At 58.2% G+C, this 17,364-nt stretch carries 15 protein-coding genes; 8 read left to right on the forward strand and 7 right to left on the reverse strand.

Annotation, left to right across the window (positions count from 1 at the left end; translation table 11 throughout):
• Nucleotides 1-19: 19 nt before the first annotated feature.
• Nucleotides 20-2,158 carry a ferric-rhodotorulic acid/ferric-coprogen receptor FhuE gene (gene fhuE, locus ACB496_RS05525; protein ID WP_371974631.1) on the reverse strand — a complete coding sequence of 713 codons (2,139 nt, stop codon included), beginning with the start codon at nt 2,156-2,158 and terminating at the stop codon, nt 20-22.
• Nucleotides 2,159-2,424: 266 nt separating this feature from the next.
• Here fhuE and ACB496_RS05530 point away from each other — a divergent pair, with 266 nt between their 5' ends.
• From ACB496_RS05530 to ACB496_RS05545, 4 genes are all read left to right on the forward strand, one after another.
• Complete coding sequence (locus ACB496_RS05530; protein ID WP_102104236.1) at nt 2,425-3,663, forward strand: MFS transporter; 1,239 nt, start codon at nt 2,425-2,427, stop codon at nt 3,661-3,663.
• Nucleotides 3,664-3,678: 15 nt separating this feature from the next.
• A complete protein-coding gene (locus ACB496_RS05535; protein ID WP_371974632.1) occupies nt 3,679-4,704 on the forward strand; it encodes a sugar phosphate isomerase/epimerase family protein in 1,026 nt (341 codons plus the stop codon).
• The gene (locus tag ACB496_RS05540) at nt 4,697-5,839 is read left to right on the forward strand and encodes a Gfo/Idh/MocA family protein (RefSeq protein WP_371974633.1); all 1,143 of its coding nucleotides are present in this window, start codon (nt 4,697-4,699) and stop codon (nt 5,837-5,839) included. Before ACB496_RS05535 ends, ACB496_RS05540 begins: the two co-directional genes overlap by 8 nt.
• Before the next feature lie 75 nt (nt 5,840-5,914).
• A complete protein-coding gene (locus ACB496_RS05545; RefSeq protein ID WP_102104233.1) occupies nt 5,915-6,892 on the forward strand; it encodes a LacI family DNA-binding transcriptional regulator in 978 nt (325 codons plus the stop codon).
• A 3-nt stretch (nt 6,893-6,895) separates the two neighbouring features.
• Here the strand turns inward: ACB496_RS05545 and ACB496_RS05550 are convergent, their stop codons facing one another.
• Together ACB496_RS05550 and ACB496_RS05555 are read right to left on the reverse strand one after the other, a co-directional pair.
• Nucleotides 6,896-8,140 (reverse strand): mechanosensitive ion channel family protein, encoded by a 1,245-nt coding sequence (locus ACB496_RS05550; RefSeq protein WP_100777306.1) that lies wholly within the window; start codon nt 8,138-8,140, stop codon nt 6,896-6,898.
• A gap of 78 nt (nt 8,141-8,218) precedes the next feature.
• A complete protein-coding gene (locus tag ACB496_RS05555) occupies nt 8,219-9,646 on the reverse strand; it encodes an MFS transporter (RefSeq protein ID WP_371974634.1) in 1,428 nt (475 codons plus the stop codon).
• Between the two features lie 107 nt (nt 9,647-9,753).
• Here ACB496_RS05555 and ACB496_RS05560 point away from each other — a divergent pair, with 107 nt between their 5' ends.
• Together ACB496_RS05560 and ACB496_RS05565 are read left to right on the forward strand one after the other, a co-directional pair.
• Nucleotides 9,754-10,632 carry a helix-turn-helix transcriptional regulator gene (locus ACB496_RS05560; protein ID WP_371974635.1) on the forward strand — a complete coding sequence of 293 codons (879 nt, stop codon included), beginning with the start codon at nt 9,754-9,756 and terminating at the stop codon, nt 10,630-10,632.
• Nucleotides 10,633-10,656: 24 nt separating this feature from the next.
• A complete protein-coding gene (locus tag ACB496_RS05565) occupies nt 10,657-11,700 on the forward strand; it encodes a DUF2157 domain-containing protein (protein ID WP_371974636.1) in 1,044 nt (347 codons plus the stop codon).
• Here the strand turns inward: ACB496_RS05565 and nfsB are convergent.
• The 3 genes from nfsB to ACB496_RS05580 form a co-directional block, all read right to left on the reverse strand.
• On the reverse strand, nt 11,697-12,350 hold the full coding sequence (gene nfsB, locus ACB496_RS05570) for an oxygen-insensitive NAD(P)H nitroreductase (RefSeq protein ID WP_107704096.1): 654 nt from the start codon (nt 12,348-12,350) through the stop codon (nt 11,697-11,699). The genes ACB496_RS05565 and nfsB overlap by 4 nt on opposite strands.
• 119 nt (nt 12,351-12,469) lie before the next feature.
• A complete protein-coding gene (locus tag ACB496_RS05575; RefSeq protein ID WP_100777301.1) occupies nt 12,470-12,838 on the reverse strand; it encodes an MmcQ/YjbR family DNA-binding protein in 369 nt (122 codons plus the stop codon).
• Nucleotides 12,828-13,418, reverse strand: a complete 591-nt coding sequence (locus ACB496_RS05580; RefSeq protein WP_100777300.1) for a TetR/AcrR family transcriptional regulator — start codon at nt 13,416-13,418, stop codon at nt 12,828-12,830. The genes ACB496_RS05575 and ACB496_RS05580 overlap by 11 nt, the downstream gene beginning before the upstream one ends.
• 191 nt (nt 13,419-13,609) lie before the next feature.
• Here ACB496_RS05580 and ACB496_RS05585 point away from each other — a divergent pair, with 191 nt between their 5' ends.
• Together ACB496_RS05585 and ACB496_RS05590 are read left to right on the forward strand one after the other, a co-directional pair.
• Nucleotides 13,610-14,713 (forward strand): MBL fold metallo-hydrolase, encoded by a 1,104-nt coding sequence (locus ACB496_RS05585; RefSeq protein WP_312155390.1) that lies wholly within the window; start codon nt 13,610-13,612, stop codon nt 14,711-14,713.
• A gap of 35 nt (nt 14,714-14,748) precedes the next feature.
• A complete protein-coding gene (locus ACB496_RS05590; protein WP_020885132.1) occupies nt 14,749-15,090 on the forward strand; it encodes a RamA family antibiotic efflux transcriptional regulator in 342 nt (113 codons plus the stop codon).
• A gap of 56 nt (nt 15,091-15,146) precedes the next feature.
• Here ACB496_RS05590 and ACB496_RS05595 read toward each other — a convergent pair whose 3' ends face one another.
• Nucleotides 15,147-17,291, reverse strand: coding sequence for a TonB-dependent siderophore receptor (locus ACB496_RS05595; protein ID WP_371974637.1), 2,145 nt, complete (start codon nt 17,289-17,291; stop codon nt 15,147-15,149).
• Between the last annotated feature and the right edge of the window lie 73 nt (nt 17,292-17,364).

The following is a 17,364-nucleotide window of genomic DNA, read 5'->3' on the forward strand; positions in this document are numbered from 1 at the left end:
GGGCTTTCACATCATCTCATCAGAACAGATAACTCATACTCACTGAGACACTTCGCGGTTCGCCATACACTGCCGAATCGTCGAGATACGAGTAATATTCCCGATCAAACAGATTGCTGACGTTGGCCTGCACCGCCAGCTGTTTGGTCAGCTGATACTTCGCGAACAGATCGACCAGCGGGTAGCTGCCCTGGTACAGACGCTGGGTTTCGCCATCCGGCCCGGTTACGTCTTTATACACCCGGTTTTGCCAGTTCACGCCGCCGCCGACCGTCAGGTCCGGAAGCACCGGCACGCGATAGCGGCTGAAGAGTTTGAGCTGGGTCTGCGGTGCATAGCTGTTGAAGCGGCCATCCGTATCGGTGGCGACGTAGCGCGTGGCGCTGAAGGTCAGCTGCAGATCGTCGGTCACGGCGCCGTTCACTTCAAACTCGGCCCCTTTGCTCACCGCCCCTTTTGTTGCGCGATAGGCCTGCTCGCTTGAGCCGTTGACGAACTCTCCGCTGATCGCCTCCGCCGCGTTTTCCTGCTCGATACGGAATACCGCAACGTTGGTGGTCAGGCGACCGTCCATCCAGTCGGCTTTCAGGCCGGTTTCGTAGTTTTTGCCGGTCACCGGCGACAGCCACGCGCCATCTTTGCTGCGCTTGGTCTGCGGCGCGAAAATCGAGGTGTAACTGGCGTACGCCGAAAGCGCGTCGGTGATATCGAACACCAGGCCGCCGTACGGGGTGGTGTTGTATTTACGCATATCGCCGCTGCTGCCGTTAGTGCTGTACTGGGTGTAACGCGCGCCTAAAATCAGCGACAGGGGATCGGCCAGCGACAGGCGTGTCGCCGTGTAGGCCGATTTCTGACGCACGATGTCATCGGCGTTTTGATACCAGTCGCCCCACGCCGGTTCCGCCACGCTCCCATCCCAGTTGTTGTTAAAGATACCCACGCTGTCCATCGGCCCATCCTTACTGAAGGTAGCGTTATGCTGGCGGCTGTAGCTGGCCCCGGCCATCAGCTGGTGCTGGCGGCCAAGCAGTTCAAACGGGCCGCTGGCGTAGGAGTCAAAGGAGTCGAGGGTGCGTTTGCCGCGATCTTTGCTCCCCCAGCCGCTCGCGCCGTCGCCCGTGGTCGCGTCCGGATTGCCCATCACATAGAGCAGCGTATCGTTAAAGTTCTGCTCGCCGTGGGTGCCGTTGAAGCGCACCGACCAGCCGTTGTCCCAGCTGTGGGAGAGGTTCGCGAACACCTTGCGTGATTCGATGGAATAGCCCGTCCAGTCTGCCGAGGTGTTGACGTTGCGATCGTAGTGGGTACGCGAACCGTTGCTGTAGAGGCTCGGCAGGCCGCCCCAGGTCGGGTTGGCGGTGTTGGTCTGCTGATAATCCCAGCCGAGTGAAAGGGTGGTGTGGTCCGTAAGATCCGCATCCATCACGCCGTAGAGAAATTTTTTGCGTTTACCGTAGCGATCCAGCCAGCTGTCCTGATCCTGATAACCGGCGATCACCCGTCCGCGCAGGCTGCCGTCAGCGTTGAGCGGGGAAGAGAGATCGGCGACGTAGCGCTGCTTATTCCAGCTGCCATAGCTGGCGCTGACGTTGCCGGTCACGGTTTTGCTGTCGGCGCGTTTACGCACCATATTCACCGATGCCCCCGGATCGCCCGCGCCGGTCATCAGGCCCGCCGCGCCGCGCACCACTTCGATACGATCGTAAATCGCCGTATCTTTCGTCGCATCGCCAAAGTTCCACGCGTCGCCCATGGACGTGGGGATGTCATCGTAGGAGAAGTTGGTGATCTCAAAGCCACGGGAGAAATAGTTCGAGCGCTCGCTGTCGATCTGCTGTGACGACACACCGGTGGCGTTGGTCAGCACCTCATCGATGGTTTGCAGGTCCTGATCCTTCATGCGCTGCTGCGTTACGACGCTCACCGACTGCGGGATATCGCGCGGGGCGAGCAACATTTTGGTCCCTGCGCGCGTGGTTTTAACCGCGTAATCCTGCTGCTCATCCACCGTGGTGTTTGCGTCGCCGTACACCACCATCTCCTGTTCGCTTTTGTTCTCTGCCGCCAGCGCCGGGTGAACTACGGTCTGGATTGCCAGCGCGATAAGTGAAACCGCGAACGGTTTCGTGATTTCCTTGCCATTAAAAGAGGTCATGTTTCCTGTCCGGAAGAGTTGTTATGTGATTTTTTTTGAATGAGAATCGGAATCATAATTATTTAATGAATTAAGCGCAGACTAATTTATCGGCCAAATGTAACTAAATATGTAAATTCGGAGAAAGCGTGGGAGAAGGGGGCGGAAATTTAGATCGTGACCATTCTCGCAGTTCTGTTTTGATCCGCAGGATCTTTATTTTGTAATCGATTACTTTTTAGTTGACGAGGTTTGTAATCGATTACTTTTTAAGGGTGAGGCTTATCATGGTGTCAACAACTGAAAGTAGTGGAAAGGCGATAGCCCAGCATCGGCTGCTGGTGCCGCGGCTGTCGCTGATGATGTTCTTACAGTTTTTTATCTGGGGAAGCTGGTCGGTCACGCTCGGGCTGGTGATGACTCAGCACAACATGTCCCTGCTGATTGGCGATGCGTTCTCCGCCGGGCCTATTGCCTCGATTCTGTCGCCGTTTGTGCTCGGGATGCTGGTGGACCGCTTCTTCGCCTCGCAGAAGGTGATGGCCGTGATGCACCTCGCTGGCGCGGCGATTCTGTGGTTCGTGCCGGGGGCGCTGATCGCCGAAAACGGCGCGCTGCTGATCGGTCTGCTGTTTGGCTACACGCTCTGCTACATGCCGACGCTGGCGCTGACCAACAACATCGCGTTTCACAGCCTGGCGAACGTCGACAAAACGTTCCCGGTGGTGCGCGTCTTCGGCACCATCGGCTGGATTGTCGCCGGGATTTTCATCGGCGTGACCGGCGTGGCGTCCAGCGTGACCATTTTCCAGGTCGCGGCGGTAAGCTCCGTTCTGCTGGCGCTCTATAGCCTGACGCTGCCGCACACGCCAGCTCCGGCAAAAGGCATGCCCGTTGCCGTGCGCGATCTGTTCTGTGCGGATGCGTTCGCACTCCTGAAAACGCGCCACTTCTTTATCTTCTCCCTGTGCGCGATGCTGATCTCCGTTCCGCTGGGCACCTATTACGCGTACACCGCCTCCTATCTCGCCGACGCCGGTATCCGTGATGTCAGCACCGCCATGTCGTTCGGGCAGATGTCAGAGATCGTCTTTATGCTGGTCATCCCGCTGCTGTTCCGTCGCCTCGGGGTGAAATACATGCTGCTGATCGGCATGCTGGCGTGGTTTGTGCGTTACGCCTTCTTTGCGCTTGGCGTCAGCGAAGAGGGGCGCTTCCTGCTCTATCTCGGCATTTTGCTGCACGGCGTGTGCTATGACTTCTTCTTTGTCGTCGGCTTTATCTACACCGACCGCGTGGCGGGCGAAAAGGTAAAAGGCCAGGCCCAGAGTATGGTGGTGATGTTCACCTACGGCATCGGCATGCTGCTCGGCTCGCAGATTTCTGGCGCACTTTATAACAGCCTGGTGGCGGGGCAGGCCGTGCCGCAGGCGTGGGTCACATTCTGGTGGATCCCGGCGATAGCTGCCGCCGCGATCGCGCTGATTTTCCTTATCGCATTCAAATATGATGAAGATAAGGCGTAATTTTCTGGAGGTGTTATGAGGACGATTAAGGGACCGGGCATTTTTCTGTCGCAGTTTATTGGCGAGCGCGCGCCGTTTAACTCCCTCGACGGGCTGGCGAGCTGGGCGGCGGAGAAAGGCTATAAAGCGCTGCAAATCCCCTGCAACCATCCACAGATTTTCGATCTGGAGCAGGCGGCGAACAGCCAGACCTACTGCGATGAGATCACCGGGATACTGGCCGGGCATGGGCTTGTCATCAGCGAATTATCCACCCATCTGGAAGGGCAGCTGGTGGCGGTCAGTCCGGTCTACGGCGAGGCCTTTGACCACTTCGCGCCGCCTGCGGTAAGCGGTAACGACGCGGCGCGCCAGGCGTGGGCAACCGCCAAAGTGAAACAGGCCGCTGCGGCGTCGGCGAAGCTCGGATTAACCGCCCACGCTACCTTTTCCGGTTCGCTGGCGTGGCCGTTTTTCTACCCGTGGCCGCCGCACAACGAGCAGCGTTTTTGCGATGCCTTTGCAGAGCTGGCACGCCGCTGGCGCCCGATCCTCGACTGCTTTGACGAGCACGGCGTCGATCTCTGTTTTGAGCTGCATCCGGGGGAGGATCTGCACGACGGCGTGACCTTCGAGCGCTTCCTCGCGCTGGTCGACAACCATCCGCGCTGCAATATTCTCTACGATCCGAGCCACATGCTGCTGCAGCAGATGGATTACCTGTCGTTTATCGACATCTATCACGCACGCATCAAGGCGTTTCACGTCAAAGACGCTGAGTTTCGCGCCAACGGACGCAGCGGCGTTTACGGCGGTTATCAGCCGTGGATCAACCGCGCCGGGCGTTTTCGCTCGCTGGGCGACGGGCAGATCGACTTCAACGGTATTTTCAGCAAGCTCACGCAGTACGATTACGACGGCTGGGCGGTGCTGGAGTGGGAGTGCTGCATGAAAGACGGCGACGTGGGGGCGAGCGAAGGCAGCGAGTTCATCCGCCGCCACATCATTCCGGTCTCTGGCCGCGCATTTGACGATTTCGCCGCAGGAGGCGCGCATGATTAACGTCGGGATCGTCGGCAGCGGCTTTATCGGCCCGGCGCATATCGAGGCCCTGCGTCGACTGGGTGTTGTGCAGGTCGTCGCCCTGTGCGACGGCTCGCTTGAGCAGGCGCAGGAAAAGGCGCGGGCGCTGAATGTGCCGCATGCCTACGGCAGCGTGGACGAACTGCTAGCCCATCCGGGATTGCAGGTGGTTCACAACTGCACGCCCAACCATCTGCACGCGCAGATTAACCGGCAAATTCTGGCAGCGGGCAAACATGTGTTCTCTGAAAAGCCCCTGTGTATGACGCCGGAAGAGGCGCGGGAACTGGTGGATCTGGCCGGGCAGGCGGGGGTGATCCACGGCGTGAGCTTTGTCTATCGCCACTTCGCGATGGTGCGCCAGGCGGCGAGCATGATGCGCGAGGGGAGCGTGGGGCGGCTGTTTGCCTCGCACGGCAGCTATTTGCAGGACTGGATGCTGCGGGAGACCGACTACAACTGGCGCGTCGATGCCGCTCTCGGCGGGGCCTCGCGGGCGGTGGCGGATATCGGTTCGCACTGGTGCGACACGGTGCAGTTTGTCACCGGACGACGGATTGTCGAGGTGATGGCCGATCTGTCGATCGTCTGGCCGACGCGCAAGGCAAACGTGGCGGGCAACCAGACCTTTACCCGCCAGGCCGACGCCGTGTATGCGGATAAAGCCGTCACGACGGAGGATTTTGGCTCAGTCCTGTTCCGCTTTGACGACGGCAGCAAAGGCTGTTTCAGCGTCTCGCAGGTTAGCGCCGGGCGCAAAAACCGCCTCAGTTTTGAAATCAACGGCAGCGAGCGTTCTGTGGCCTGGGATCAGGAAATTCCGCAGCAGCTGTGGATCGGGTATCGCGAGCAGGCAAATCAGACGTTGTCAGACGATCCGGGCCTGATGAACGCAGATGCCGCCGACAGCGCCCACTTCCCCGGCGGGCACATCGAAGGCTGGCCCGATGCGTTCAAGAATATGATGGCGCAGTTCTATCGTGCCGTGCAGGCAAATGCCCTGCCCGAGAAGCCGCTTTTTGCGACCTTCCACGATGGCGCAAACGTGATGTATATCATTGATGCCATTGTTAAAAGTCACCAACAGCAGCGCTGGATACGCGTTGAGCGGTAACGTGCTGCCCGGTTCGCCGGGCAGCAAAATTATGTTAGCCTGATGAAAACGCTAACTGCAGGATGTGCCGTCGTTATGTCAATTCAGAAAATCGCTAAGCTCGCCGGTGTTTCGGTGGCGACCGTGTCGCGCGTGCTTAACAACAGCGACTCGGTGAAAGCGAAGAACCGCGAGCGCGTCTTGCAGGCGATTAAAGAGAGTAACTACCAGCCCAATCTGCTGGCGCGCCAGCTTCGTACCGCGCGCAGCTACATGATCCTCGTGATGGTCTCGAACATCGCCAACCCGTTCTGCGGCGAAGTGGTGAAAGGCATCGAAGAAGAGGCCGAGAAAAACGGCTACCGCATTTTACTGTGCAATTCCGGGTCGGATCTGCAACGGTCGCGCTCCGGCCTGAGCCTGCTGTCGGGCAAAATCGTCGACGGCATCATCACCATGGACGCGTTCTCGAAACTGCCGGAACTCTCCGCCCTTATCGGCAGTGCGCCCTGGGTGCAGTGCGCGGAATACGCCGACTCCGGCACCGTTTCCTGCGTGGGCATTAACGATGTGGACGCGTCGCAGCACGTGGTCAGCCAGCTGGCGGACGGCGGGCGTCGACGGATTGCGCTCATTAACCACGATCTCAGCTACAAATATGCCCGTCTGCGCGAGCGCGGCTACAAAAGCGTGCTGCATCTGCGCGATCTCGAGTATCAGGTGGTGGAGTATGCGAGCGATCTCAGCTCCAGCGCGGGCATGGCGGCAATGAATAAACTGCTGGCGAACAACCCGCCGGATGCGGTGTTTGCCGTATCGGACACCCTGGCAGCGGGTGCTCTGCGCGCCATCGAACAGGCCGGGCTGCGGGTTCCGCAGGACATCGCGGTGGTCGGTTTTGACGGCACGGAGCTGTCGGAGATGGTTTCCCCGCCGCTCAGTACCATCGAACAGCCGTCGCGGGATATCGGGCGCAAAGCGGTCGATCTGCTGCTGAATAAAATCGATAACCCGGATGCGCCAACGGAAAGGGTGATGATGGACTGGCGCTACGTGGCGCGCGCCAGTACCTGAGGATTATTTCGCGAACGCGCCCGCCAGCGAGCGAATATCATTCCCGGTGGGCGACTGATGAATTCGCAGGCCAAACTCTTCGACCACGGCGTAAATATGGTCGAAAATGTCTGCCTGAATGGATTCATATTCCGCCCAGACCACGGTATTGGTGAACGCATATATCTCAATGGGTAAACCATTGGCGTCCGGAGCTAGCTGGCGCACCATCAGGGTCATATCTTTACGAATACGCGGATGGTTGCGCAGATATTCATTCAGGTACGCACGGAATGTACCAATATTGGTCATTTTGCGCAGATTTAATACCGATTCCCCTTCACCATTTTCCTGATTCCAGAGATGAATTTCTTCGTGACGCGCCGCCATATAGGGCTTCAACAGTTTCGCCTGAATTAAACGCTGCTGCTCGTGCTCATCAAGAAAATGAATGCTGGTGGTATCGATGCTCAGGCTGCGCTTAATTCGCCGTCCACCGGAGGCTGACATGCCGCTCCAGTTTTTAAAAGAGTCCGACACCAGTGCCCAGGTAGGAATGGTGCTGATGGTGTTATCCCAGTTGCGCACTTTCACGGTGGTCAGGCCGATATCCGTCACCGCGCCATCCGCGCCGTATTTCGGCATCTCCAGCCAGTCGCCGAGCTTGAGCATGTCGTTCGCCGAGAGCTGAATACCGGCGACCAGGCCCAGAATCGGATCTTTAAAGACCAACATCAGTACCGCGGCCATCGCGCCAAGACCGCTGATCAGAATCGCCGGAGACTGACCAATCAGCAGGGAGATCATCAGAATGCCGACGAGGATCGCACTCACTAACTTCACGCCCTGGAATATTCCTTTGAGCGGAAGCTGAGAGGCGGTTGCCAGCTTTTGCGACAAATTGAAGATCACATCTAATAACGAGAAGAAGGAGAGAAGGGCATAAACCATGACCCACAGTCGGGCGCAGGTGGTTAATATTTCAGCCGCTTCGCTGCCTTTTTGTAACCACAGCGCCGCCTGAACGTTGACGATTATCCCCTGAAGGGTAAAGGCCAGGCGGTGAAATAACTTATTCTGGGTAATGATTTGCAGCCACAAATGTGAGCTGGCCTGCGCCCGTTTTTCAAACAGACGCAGCACCACTTTGTGCAATATCAGATGGACAATAACGGCGGTGAGTAAAATGATGCCAAAGATTAACACCAGCGAAGTGGTGTGATTAATTTCAATTCCAAGCTCTTCAACCTGAGCAATTAATTCCTGCATAACGTCTCCTGAATATCCTCCTTTTATCATGACGGCTGCGTGTTTATTATGCAACCCGCGACGCTATGCAGGTGGTGTCTATGATGCGGCAGGCAGCGGGCCGGCCTCCAGGCGGTGGCGCAACCACAGGGCAATGCCGCCAAGCGCCAGCATCATCACCACTTCAATACTCAGAAAACCGATCATCGCCTGCGGGTAATGGCCGCCGTTGTGACGCGCAAAGGTCAGGAACAGGGTGCCCAGAATGGCGGGGCCGAGACCGAGCGTGGCCTGTTGCAGCGTGCTCAAGATTGCGCTTCCCGCGCCCGCGTCGCAGCTGCTGATATCGCGCATCCCAATCCGGTAAAAACTGTTGACGATCAGCGCCTGGCCATAGCCAATCAGGATTGTGGCAGGGGCTAGCGTCAGCGCCGTATTTGCCTGACCGAAGCGCCAGAAGGTGGCGATCAACAGCAACAGGCCCGCAATTTGTACCGTCAGGCCGGTCATCAGAATGCGCCCCATGCTGTAGCGGGCAATCAGTTTTGGCGCGTACCAGGCGGAGACAAAATAGGCCACGCCGAGGGCGATAAAGCTATTTCCTGACTGCCACGGCGCCATCCCCAGCCCGGCCTGCATGGTCAGTGCCATACAGAACATAAAGCCTGACCAGGCGCTGAAAAACAGCAGGGCGATCACCATCCCAAAGCGGATGCTGGTGAGTTTCAGCAAACGCGGGGGCAGCAGGGGATGTTCGCCGCGCTGCTGCTTACGCAACGCGCTGGCGCGCATCCACAGCATCAGCGGAACCACCGCGATCAGCGCCAGTTGCAACACCAGCGGCCAGTGGAGTTCCGGCCCGAGCGCCATCGGGAACAGCAGGCAGCACAGGATCACTGCCAGCAGGGTGGTTCCCTGCCAGTCGATGCGCGACGGCGTTTCGCGGCGAGTTTCCGGCACGTAGCGACGGCTCAGGGCCAGCACCAGCAGGCAAATCGGCACGTTGATAAAGAACGCGTTTCGCCAGCCCAGCCCGGCAATATCCGCCGACACCAGCCAGCCGCCGCCCATCTGGCCGACGATAAACGCAATTCCGCCGATGCCGCCAAACAGACTGATGGCTTTGGCGTGGGCCGTGCCTTTCAGGGTGACGTGCAGCGTGGCGAGGATTTGCGGCACGATCAGCGCCGCGCCAGCGCCCTGCAACACGCGAGCGCCCAGCAGTTGCTCCACGCTTCCCGCCATGCCGCACAGCAGCGATGCCACGCCAAAGGCGGCCACGCCCCACATAAACAGACGGCGGCGGCCAAGGTTATCGCCGAGCTTACTGCCCAGCGCGAGACAGACGGCGAAGGCCACGCCGTACAGCGCCACAATCAGCTCCAGTTCGGTGGCCGTGGCGTGCAGTGAGTGGGTGATCGAATCCAGCGCCACGTTGGTGATTGAGGTATCAATCAGCGGCAGCATCTGGCCTGTAAGCAGCAATATCAGGCCTGCGCGACCCGGTGAAACAACAGACGTATTCATGGTGACTCCATTGCGTCATTCAGCAGATGGACGTAGCATCGGTGATAATAAAAACGGGTACCAGTTCTTGCTTATACTGGTACTGGCACTACCACGCAGGGGGCCGTATGACGCTGATGACCGAACCCACTTCCTCTTTGCAGGACGACAACCGCAAGCAGCTCGGGGCCTTTTTACGCGCGCGCCGCGAAAGCCTCGATCCCCAGCGGCTGGGGCTGCCGCGCAGCGGTCGGCGCCGCACGCCGGGGTTGCGTCGCGAAGAGGTGGCGATGCTGGCGGATGTGGGGGTGACCTGGTACACCTGGCTTGAGCAGGGCAGGGACGTCAATCCCTCCAGCGCCGTCATGGTGGCGGTGGCGAAAGCCCTGCAATGCACCGCCACGGAAACGCGCCATCTGTTTGTGCTGGCGGGACTGCCGCCGGGCGAAGCGCCGCAGCAGACCGTGTGTGAGGGGATCAGCGAAGGCACGCGGCGTCTGCTGGATACGCTGATGCCGAAACCGGCCAGCATCCAGAAACCGAACTTCGACATCGTGGCGTGGAACGACAGTTTTGGCCATCTGATGGGGGTGGATTTCAACGCCATTCCGCCGGAAGATCGTAACTGCATCTACCTCTTTCTCACCCATCCGGCGTGGCGAAGCCGACTCGGCAAACGCGATGACGTGCTGCCGATTTTCGTCTCCTACTTCCGCGCGGCAATGGCCGAACATCGCGGCGATCCGCAGTGGGAAGCGCAGCTGGCGCGCTTCTTTGCCGTCTCCGCAGAGTTCGAGGCTCTGTGGCACCAGCGCTATGACGTGCGCGGCGTGGAAAATCAGCTGAAACTCTTTAGCCATCCGCAGCTGGGGGATTTTCAGCTTCAGCAGATGTACTGGTACTCCGCTCCGCGCAACGGCTCGCGGCTGCTGGTTTATCTCCCGGTGGACGACGCGGGCGAACATGCGCTCACGTGGCTGGCGGAACAGGCTGTTATACTCAACTAAATTTCACTCATTCAGGGACAGAACATGAACGTGACTCGCAAACAGGAACGCCTGCTGCGTCGGGCGCTCGTCGAATGGGAGCAGGAGGGCGCGCTCAGTGCCGATGAACACCAGCGGCTGGCGGGCACCCTCAAACGCGTGGCGATGGACTGGCAGCGACTCAGCCGTTACGCCTTCTGGACCGCGCTGGCCTGCGTGATGATCGCCTTCGCCAGCCTGTTTGCTGACAGCGAGCTGATGGAACGTATCATCGCCTTTTTCTCCTTCTCTTTCGTTGCCCGCATCGGGCTGCCCGCCGTGCTGGCGGTGGCCTTTTATCTCTGGGGATTCAGCCGCCAGCGGCGAGAAACCCAGTGGCACTACAGCACCGAAGCAATTCTGTTTCTCGGCGTTATCTTCACCGCCATTGCGCTCTGGCAGCTGGGCGAGCGGCTGGATAACGGCAGCGGGCATATCGCGCCGCTGTTCCTTGCGGGCTGCGTGGTTTACGGGCTGGTGGGCTTCTTTGGGCGCTCGGGGCTGGTGTGGCTCTTTTTCCTGCTGTCGCTCGGCAACTGGTTTGGGGCTGAAACCGGGTATATGTCCGGCTGGGGTGCCTATTGGCTGGGAATGAACTACCCGGTGCGGTTTATCTTCTTCGGCGGGGCGCTGCTGGCGCTGTGCTGGCTGCTGCGGGCGATGTTAATCAAACGTCACTTGTACACCACCAGTAAAGCGATGGGGCTGACGTACCTGTTTGTGGCCCTGTGGATCATGTCGATTTTTGGTAATTACGATATCGACAGCTGGTATGGTGTCACCCGCGCCGCGCTGCTGCCGTGGGCGCTGCTTTTCGCCGTCGCCGCCATTGTCTGTATTTATATCAGCCTGAAAACCGACGACGGCATGCTGCGCGGTTTTGGCCTGACGTTTCTCGCCATCAACCTCTACACCCGCTATTTCGAATACTTCTGGGACGGGATGAATAAAGTGATTTTCTTCCTGATTCTGGCGGCGTCGCTGGCGGTGATTGGGCGTTATGCGGAGAGAATTTGGCACGCCGGAAACCAGCGTGCCCATGTCGATTAGCACTCAGTAATAATCGTGCTCAACGGCAGTCGAGATTTTGGCAGAGCGGCGTTGAAATCTTCCACGCTGTGGTGGCCGACCGGCACAACGACCAGGCTGGTGAAGCCCTGCGCTTTCAGGCCGAACTCTTCGTCGAGGATGGCGGCGTCGAAACCTTCAATCGGCACCGCGTCCAGACCCAGTGCCCCCACGCCCAGCAGGAAGTTACCGACGTTCAGGTAAACCTGTTTGGCCATCCACTGATCGTCATCTTTTAGATCGACGCGATGCATGTCGGCAAAGTAGCAGCGGCCCTTGTGGTTTGCGGCTTTCGCTTCTGGGGTCGCAAAACGCCCGTCGGCTTCTTCCTGATCCACGACGCGCTCGAGCCACGCATCGTCCATCGCGGTTTTTGCGCAGAAGACGACGACGTGGGACGCATCCAGCATTTTACGCTCGTTGAACACGTAAGTGCCTGCCGCTGATTTTGCCACGCGCGCTTTGCCCTCTTCGGTGCTGGCGACGATGAAATGCCACGGCTGTGAGTTGGTGCTGGACGGGCTGAACTGCAGCAGCGTTTTAATTTGTTCTGCCTGTTCTGCGGTCAACTTTTTGGTGGGATCAAATGCCTTGGTCGAGTGACGCTTCAGGGCAACTGAAATGATATCCATAACAACTCCTGGTCAATAAATTCGCCGTCTGCGGGCGAGAAAAGAGAGCAGATTACAAGGACTCACGGGAAAAGATAAGTGCCAGATATGCGCTTATACTGTTCGTCTGACATGAACAATCAGGCAGGGCGAATGCGCTTCTGATCTTTTTTCGGCAGCTTATCCACCACCAGATTCCACGAGTCGAGAACCAAATCCGCCACCAGTTCTGGCGTGATATCGTCGGCTTCGTAGAGGGAGATCCAGTGTTTTTTGTTCAGATGATAGCCGGGTTCGATGCCGCGATAGATCTGCTGGTTGAGCAGTGATTTCTCCGGATCGGATTTCAGGCTGACATGCGCCCGCCCGTGGGCGACCGCCATCAGCATGAAGATCTTCCCGTTGATCTTAAACACGTCATATTCCGGGCCAAAGGGCCAGCAGTGCTCGGTGAAGGGCAATTCCAGCGCGACGCGTTTGGCGCAGGCCTGCAGGGATTTACTGTCCATTCACATCCTCGATGGCGAGCGCGCGCCACATGGATTCAAAGCCAAGGGATTTAAAATCACTGGCGCGGGACGGGTCGCGGGTGGCAAATTCCATCGTCGTTTCGGCAAGCGATAAGAAAATCGCATCGCCGAAGGTGCGAAACTCATCGGACATAAACACCTGGCGCACGGAGCGACGGCACAGCTCGTGCAGTTCCGGGAACATCTCATGCACCGCCTGTTCCGTTTCGGCGTTGATCTTTTCACTCACGCCGAGCTGGCGGATAGCACCGTGGGCGACAGGGTTGCGAATCCCCCAGTCCACATAGCTGTTCCAGATATTGCGGGTATGTTCTTTCGGGGTGTTAATGGCGCGGTCCAGGTTTGCCAGCATGGTCTGGCAGAGATCCTGTTTCAGGTGCAGATAGAGGGCATTCAGCAGGTCGTCTTTAGTAGCAAAATAGCGAAACAGCGTCCCTTCAGCGACGCCCGCGTTACGGGCGATAAGCGCCGTCGATGCAGCAATCCCTGACTGCGCAAATGCAGCGGTTGCTGCCTCCAGTAACGCCTGTCTTTTATCTTCACTCTTCGGACGTGCCACTAAAATTCCCCTCCTGTCAATGTGTAAAACCCTGATTGAAACATGCTCTTTGCCACGCTGCAACGCGGAATGTCAAAGATCGAAAACGTCTTGACGACTTTATCATCATATCTATAATGAGTGCTTACTCACTCATAATCAAGTTCAACCCGCGCAAACCAACGGAAGGGGGCGCGTATTCGGGTCAGGATATGAAAAAGCCTCTTCTTCTTAGCGTGGTGTTTGTCATGATTATTGCTTCAGCGGCGAGTTTGCCCTTTGTGTTAAATGCCGGATTCGGCCAGCCGCCGCAGGGCGCACAGCTCAGTGAAGTGGAGGCCTCGCCACACTATCGCGACGGACAGTTCCACAATACGCTGCCGACGCCGGGCTACAACGGCGACAAAAATATGCTGGTGGCGATGTGGGAATTTCTGGTCAGCAAAACGGAAAACGCCCGTCCCGCTCAGCCGTTGCCGCTGGTGAAAACCGATCTGGCGGCGATTCCGCTGGAGCAGGAGACGCTGGTCTGGCTCGGGCATTCGTCGTGGTATCTGCAGCTGGCGGGCAAACGCATTCTGATTGATCCGGTCTTCAGCAGCTACGCCGCGCCGTTTTCGTTCCTCAACAAAGCCTTTGCCGGGGAATATCCGTGGCGCGCGGAAACGATGCCTGAGATCGACCTGCTGATCATCTCGCACGATCACTACGATCACCTCGATTACGCCACCATCAAGGCGCTGATGCCGAAGGTGAAGCGTGTGGTCACGCCGCTCGGCGTCGGGTCGCATCTGCGCTACTGGGGAATGGACCCACAGATTATCGACGAGCGCGACTGGAATCAGTCGGTGCGTATCAGCGATGAGCTGACGGTACACGTGCTGCCGGCACGCCATTTCTCTGGTCGAGGGCTCAAACGCAATCAGACCCTGTGGGGCAGCTTTATGTTCGTCACGCCTGAGCAAAAGGTCTACTACAGCGGCGATTCTGGCTACGGCCCGCACTTTAAAGCCATTGGTGAGCAGTTCGGCGAGGTCGATCTGGCGATCATGGAAAACGGACAGTACGACCAGGACTGGAAATACATTCACATGTTGCCGGAAGAGACCGCGCAGGCCGCCGCCGATATCAACGCTAAAGCGGTGGTGCCGGGCCATTACGGACGCTTTGTGCTGGCAAAACACAGCTGGAACGACCCGGTAATTCAGCTGACGCGCGCAAGTCTGGATAAAAAGTATCGTCTGCTGACGCCGGAGCTGGGCGAACCGGTCAGGGTGAATGATACGACGCAGCAATTTCGTGAGTGGTGGGAATAATGTTTAACCGACAAGCAGTCGAGGGGGAGAGCAGCATGACTATTTCCGCTCAGGTCATCGACACCATCGTTGAGTGGATCGACGACAATCTACATCAGCCGCTGCGCATTGAGGAGATCGCCCGTCACGCGGGGTACTCCAAATGGCATCTGCAGCGGTTGTTTATGCAATACAAGGGTGAAAGCCTGGGGCGGTACATTCGCGAGCGCAAACTGCTGCTGGCAGCGCGGGATCTGCGCGAGTCCGACGAACGGGTGTATGACATCTGTCTGCGCTACGGGTTTGATTCCCAGCAGACATTTACGCGGATTTTTACCCGTACCTTCAATCAGCCGCCGGGTGCGTACCGCAAAGAGAATCACAGCCGCACGCATTAAAAGACGTGTGCGTTTGTATGCCGGGTGCGGCGGTGCCGCCACCCGGCAATTGCTTACTACCAGCGATAATTCACCGTTGCCGTCACCGTACGACCAATCCCATAGAAACACGCCGTATCGCTGGCGCATGACGCCACATACTTGGTATCCGCCACGTTATTGACGTTGAACTGCACGCTGGCCCCTTTCAGGCTGCTGTTCAGCTCGCCCAGTTCATAGCTCATCATCGCGTCATACAGATCCACCGAGGCCACTTTGAAGGTGTTTTTCGCATCGCCATAGCTGGTGCCGATGTAGCGCATCCCCACGCCCGCCGTCAGGCTTTTCAGCGCTCCGCCAGGCACGGTGTAGCTGGCGAAGGCCGACGCCATGTGTGCCGGAATACGCGCCGGGGTTTTGCCTTCGGTGCCTGCCACCGTGGTGCTCTGCGTTTCCGCATCGGTGTAGGTATACGACCCGATGAGGTTGATGCTCTCCATCAGCGTTGAGTGAATCTCGGCCTCCACCCCTTTGGAGCGCACTTCGCCCGCGTTTTCGAACCAGCCCTGGGCGCTGTTGTAAGTCGCCACGTTGCTCTGGGTCAGATCGTACAGCGCCAGGGTCATCAGCGTGGAATCGACCGGCTGATACTTCAGGCCGATTTCCGTCTGCTTGCCGGTTGTCGGTTTAAACGGTGCCACGCCCGGTGCACGGTTGGTCTGCAGGCTCGGCTCGAAGGAGGTGCTGTAGCTGACGTACGGCGAGAGACCAAAGTCGAACGCATAGAGCAGCCCGGTGCGCCAGGTGAACTTGTTATCGTTCTGCTGGGTCGGCGCGCCGCCGGTGAAATCGGTGGTCCGCACTTCGGTCCAGTCGTAACGCCCGGACACCAGCCACTCCCAGTTATTCCAGCTCAGCTGATCCTGCAAATAGACGCCCATCTGGTCGAGGTTTTGCTGCTCGTCCGTCGCGGTGCTGAACGTGCTCTCATCGACGTTGATGCCATATACCGGCTTCGTCCAGTCGAGGTCGTACTGTTTGCCCATCCCGCGTTCCAGCAACTGCTTATCTTTGCTGGTTTTATAGTCCAGCCCGCCGAGCAGGGTATGGCTCACATCGCCGGTAGTGAACAGGGATTCCAGCTGGTTATCGAGACCAAACTCGTTGGTGGTGCGCTCTTCATGCTGGGCGCGGCGGGTCAGCACCGTGCTGTCTGCCGCGCTGTTGGCGTACACCAGATAGCGATATTTCTGCTTGATGGAGGCGTAGCGGGCGTTTTGGCGGAAGGTGAGGTTATCGGCGAACTGATGTTCCAGCTCGTAGCCGATCATCGTCTGCTCGCGCCACGACTGGTTGTAATCCGGATCGCTGACGTTAAAGTCGCGCGGAATGTAGCGCCCGTTGGCGCTGGTCACCGTGCCATAAGCGGGCAGGAAGTTGCGATAGCCCGCGTCAGGATCTTTCTGGTAGCTGGTCAGCAGGGTAAAACGCGTCTGATCGTTAGGGTACCAGGTGAGCGCCGGGGCAATCGCCATCCGCGTCTCTTTGTAATCGTCCACCTGGTTGTGCTGCGTGCGGGCTATTCCGTTCACGCGATACAGCACGCGACCATCGTCGCTGAGCGGGCCACCGAAATCAAACGCCCCTTCGGCGAGATCGTGATTGCCGGTGCGGAACTGCACGTTGTGGACAGGCTCACTGGTCGGACGCTTGCTGGTCATGCTGATCAGTCCGCCTGGGTTGACCTGACCAAACAGCACTGAGGCCGGGCCGCGCACCAGCTCGACGCGCTCCAGCAGCCACGGATCCACGGTGCCGGTTTGCGAGGAGGCCGTCGCGCCGTAGCTCAGCCCGTCGAGGAATTTCGGCACGTAGCTGAAGCCGCGCACGAACACTTCATCGTTACGGTTGGACGAGCCGCGGTATTCCGTAAACACCCCGGCGGAGTAGCGCAGGGCCTGTGACACGGACGTGACATCCAGCTGCTCCATCTGATCGCGCGTAATAACGGAAACCGACTGCGGCGTCTTCACAATATCGGCACTGGTTTTGGTCGCCGAAAGGGTTTTCGTCGCCACGATCCCCTTCACCGGAGCGGTCGGCTCCTGGCTGACACTCTGCGTGACCAGAAGCGTTTCTTCATTTGTTTCTGCCTGAGCCGCCACGCTGACGCTGGCCAGACTCAGCAACCAGAGTTGCATTATCTTATTATTTTTAAACATTTTTATTAAAATCCCTTAATTGCTATCGCCATAAAAACACCCTAATAACGGCGTAGATGATATTGCAAATTAT

The sequence above is a fragment of the Lelliottia nimipressuralis genome, assembly GCF_041464075.1.
GTDB classification, from domain to species: domain Bacteria; phylum Pseudomonadota; class Gammaproteobacteria; order Enterobacterales; family Enterobacteriaceae; genus Enterobacter; species Enterobacter nimipressuralis.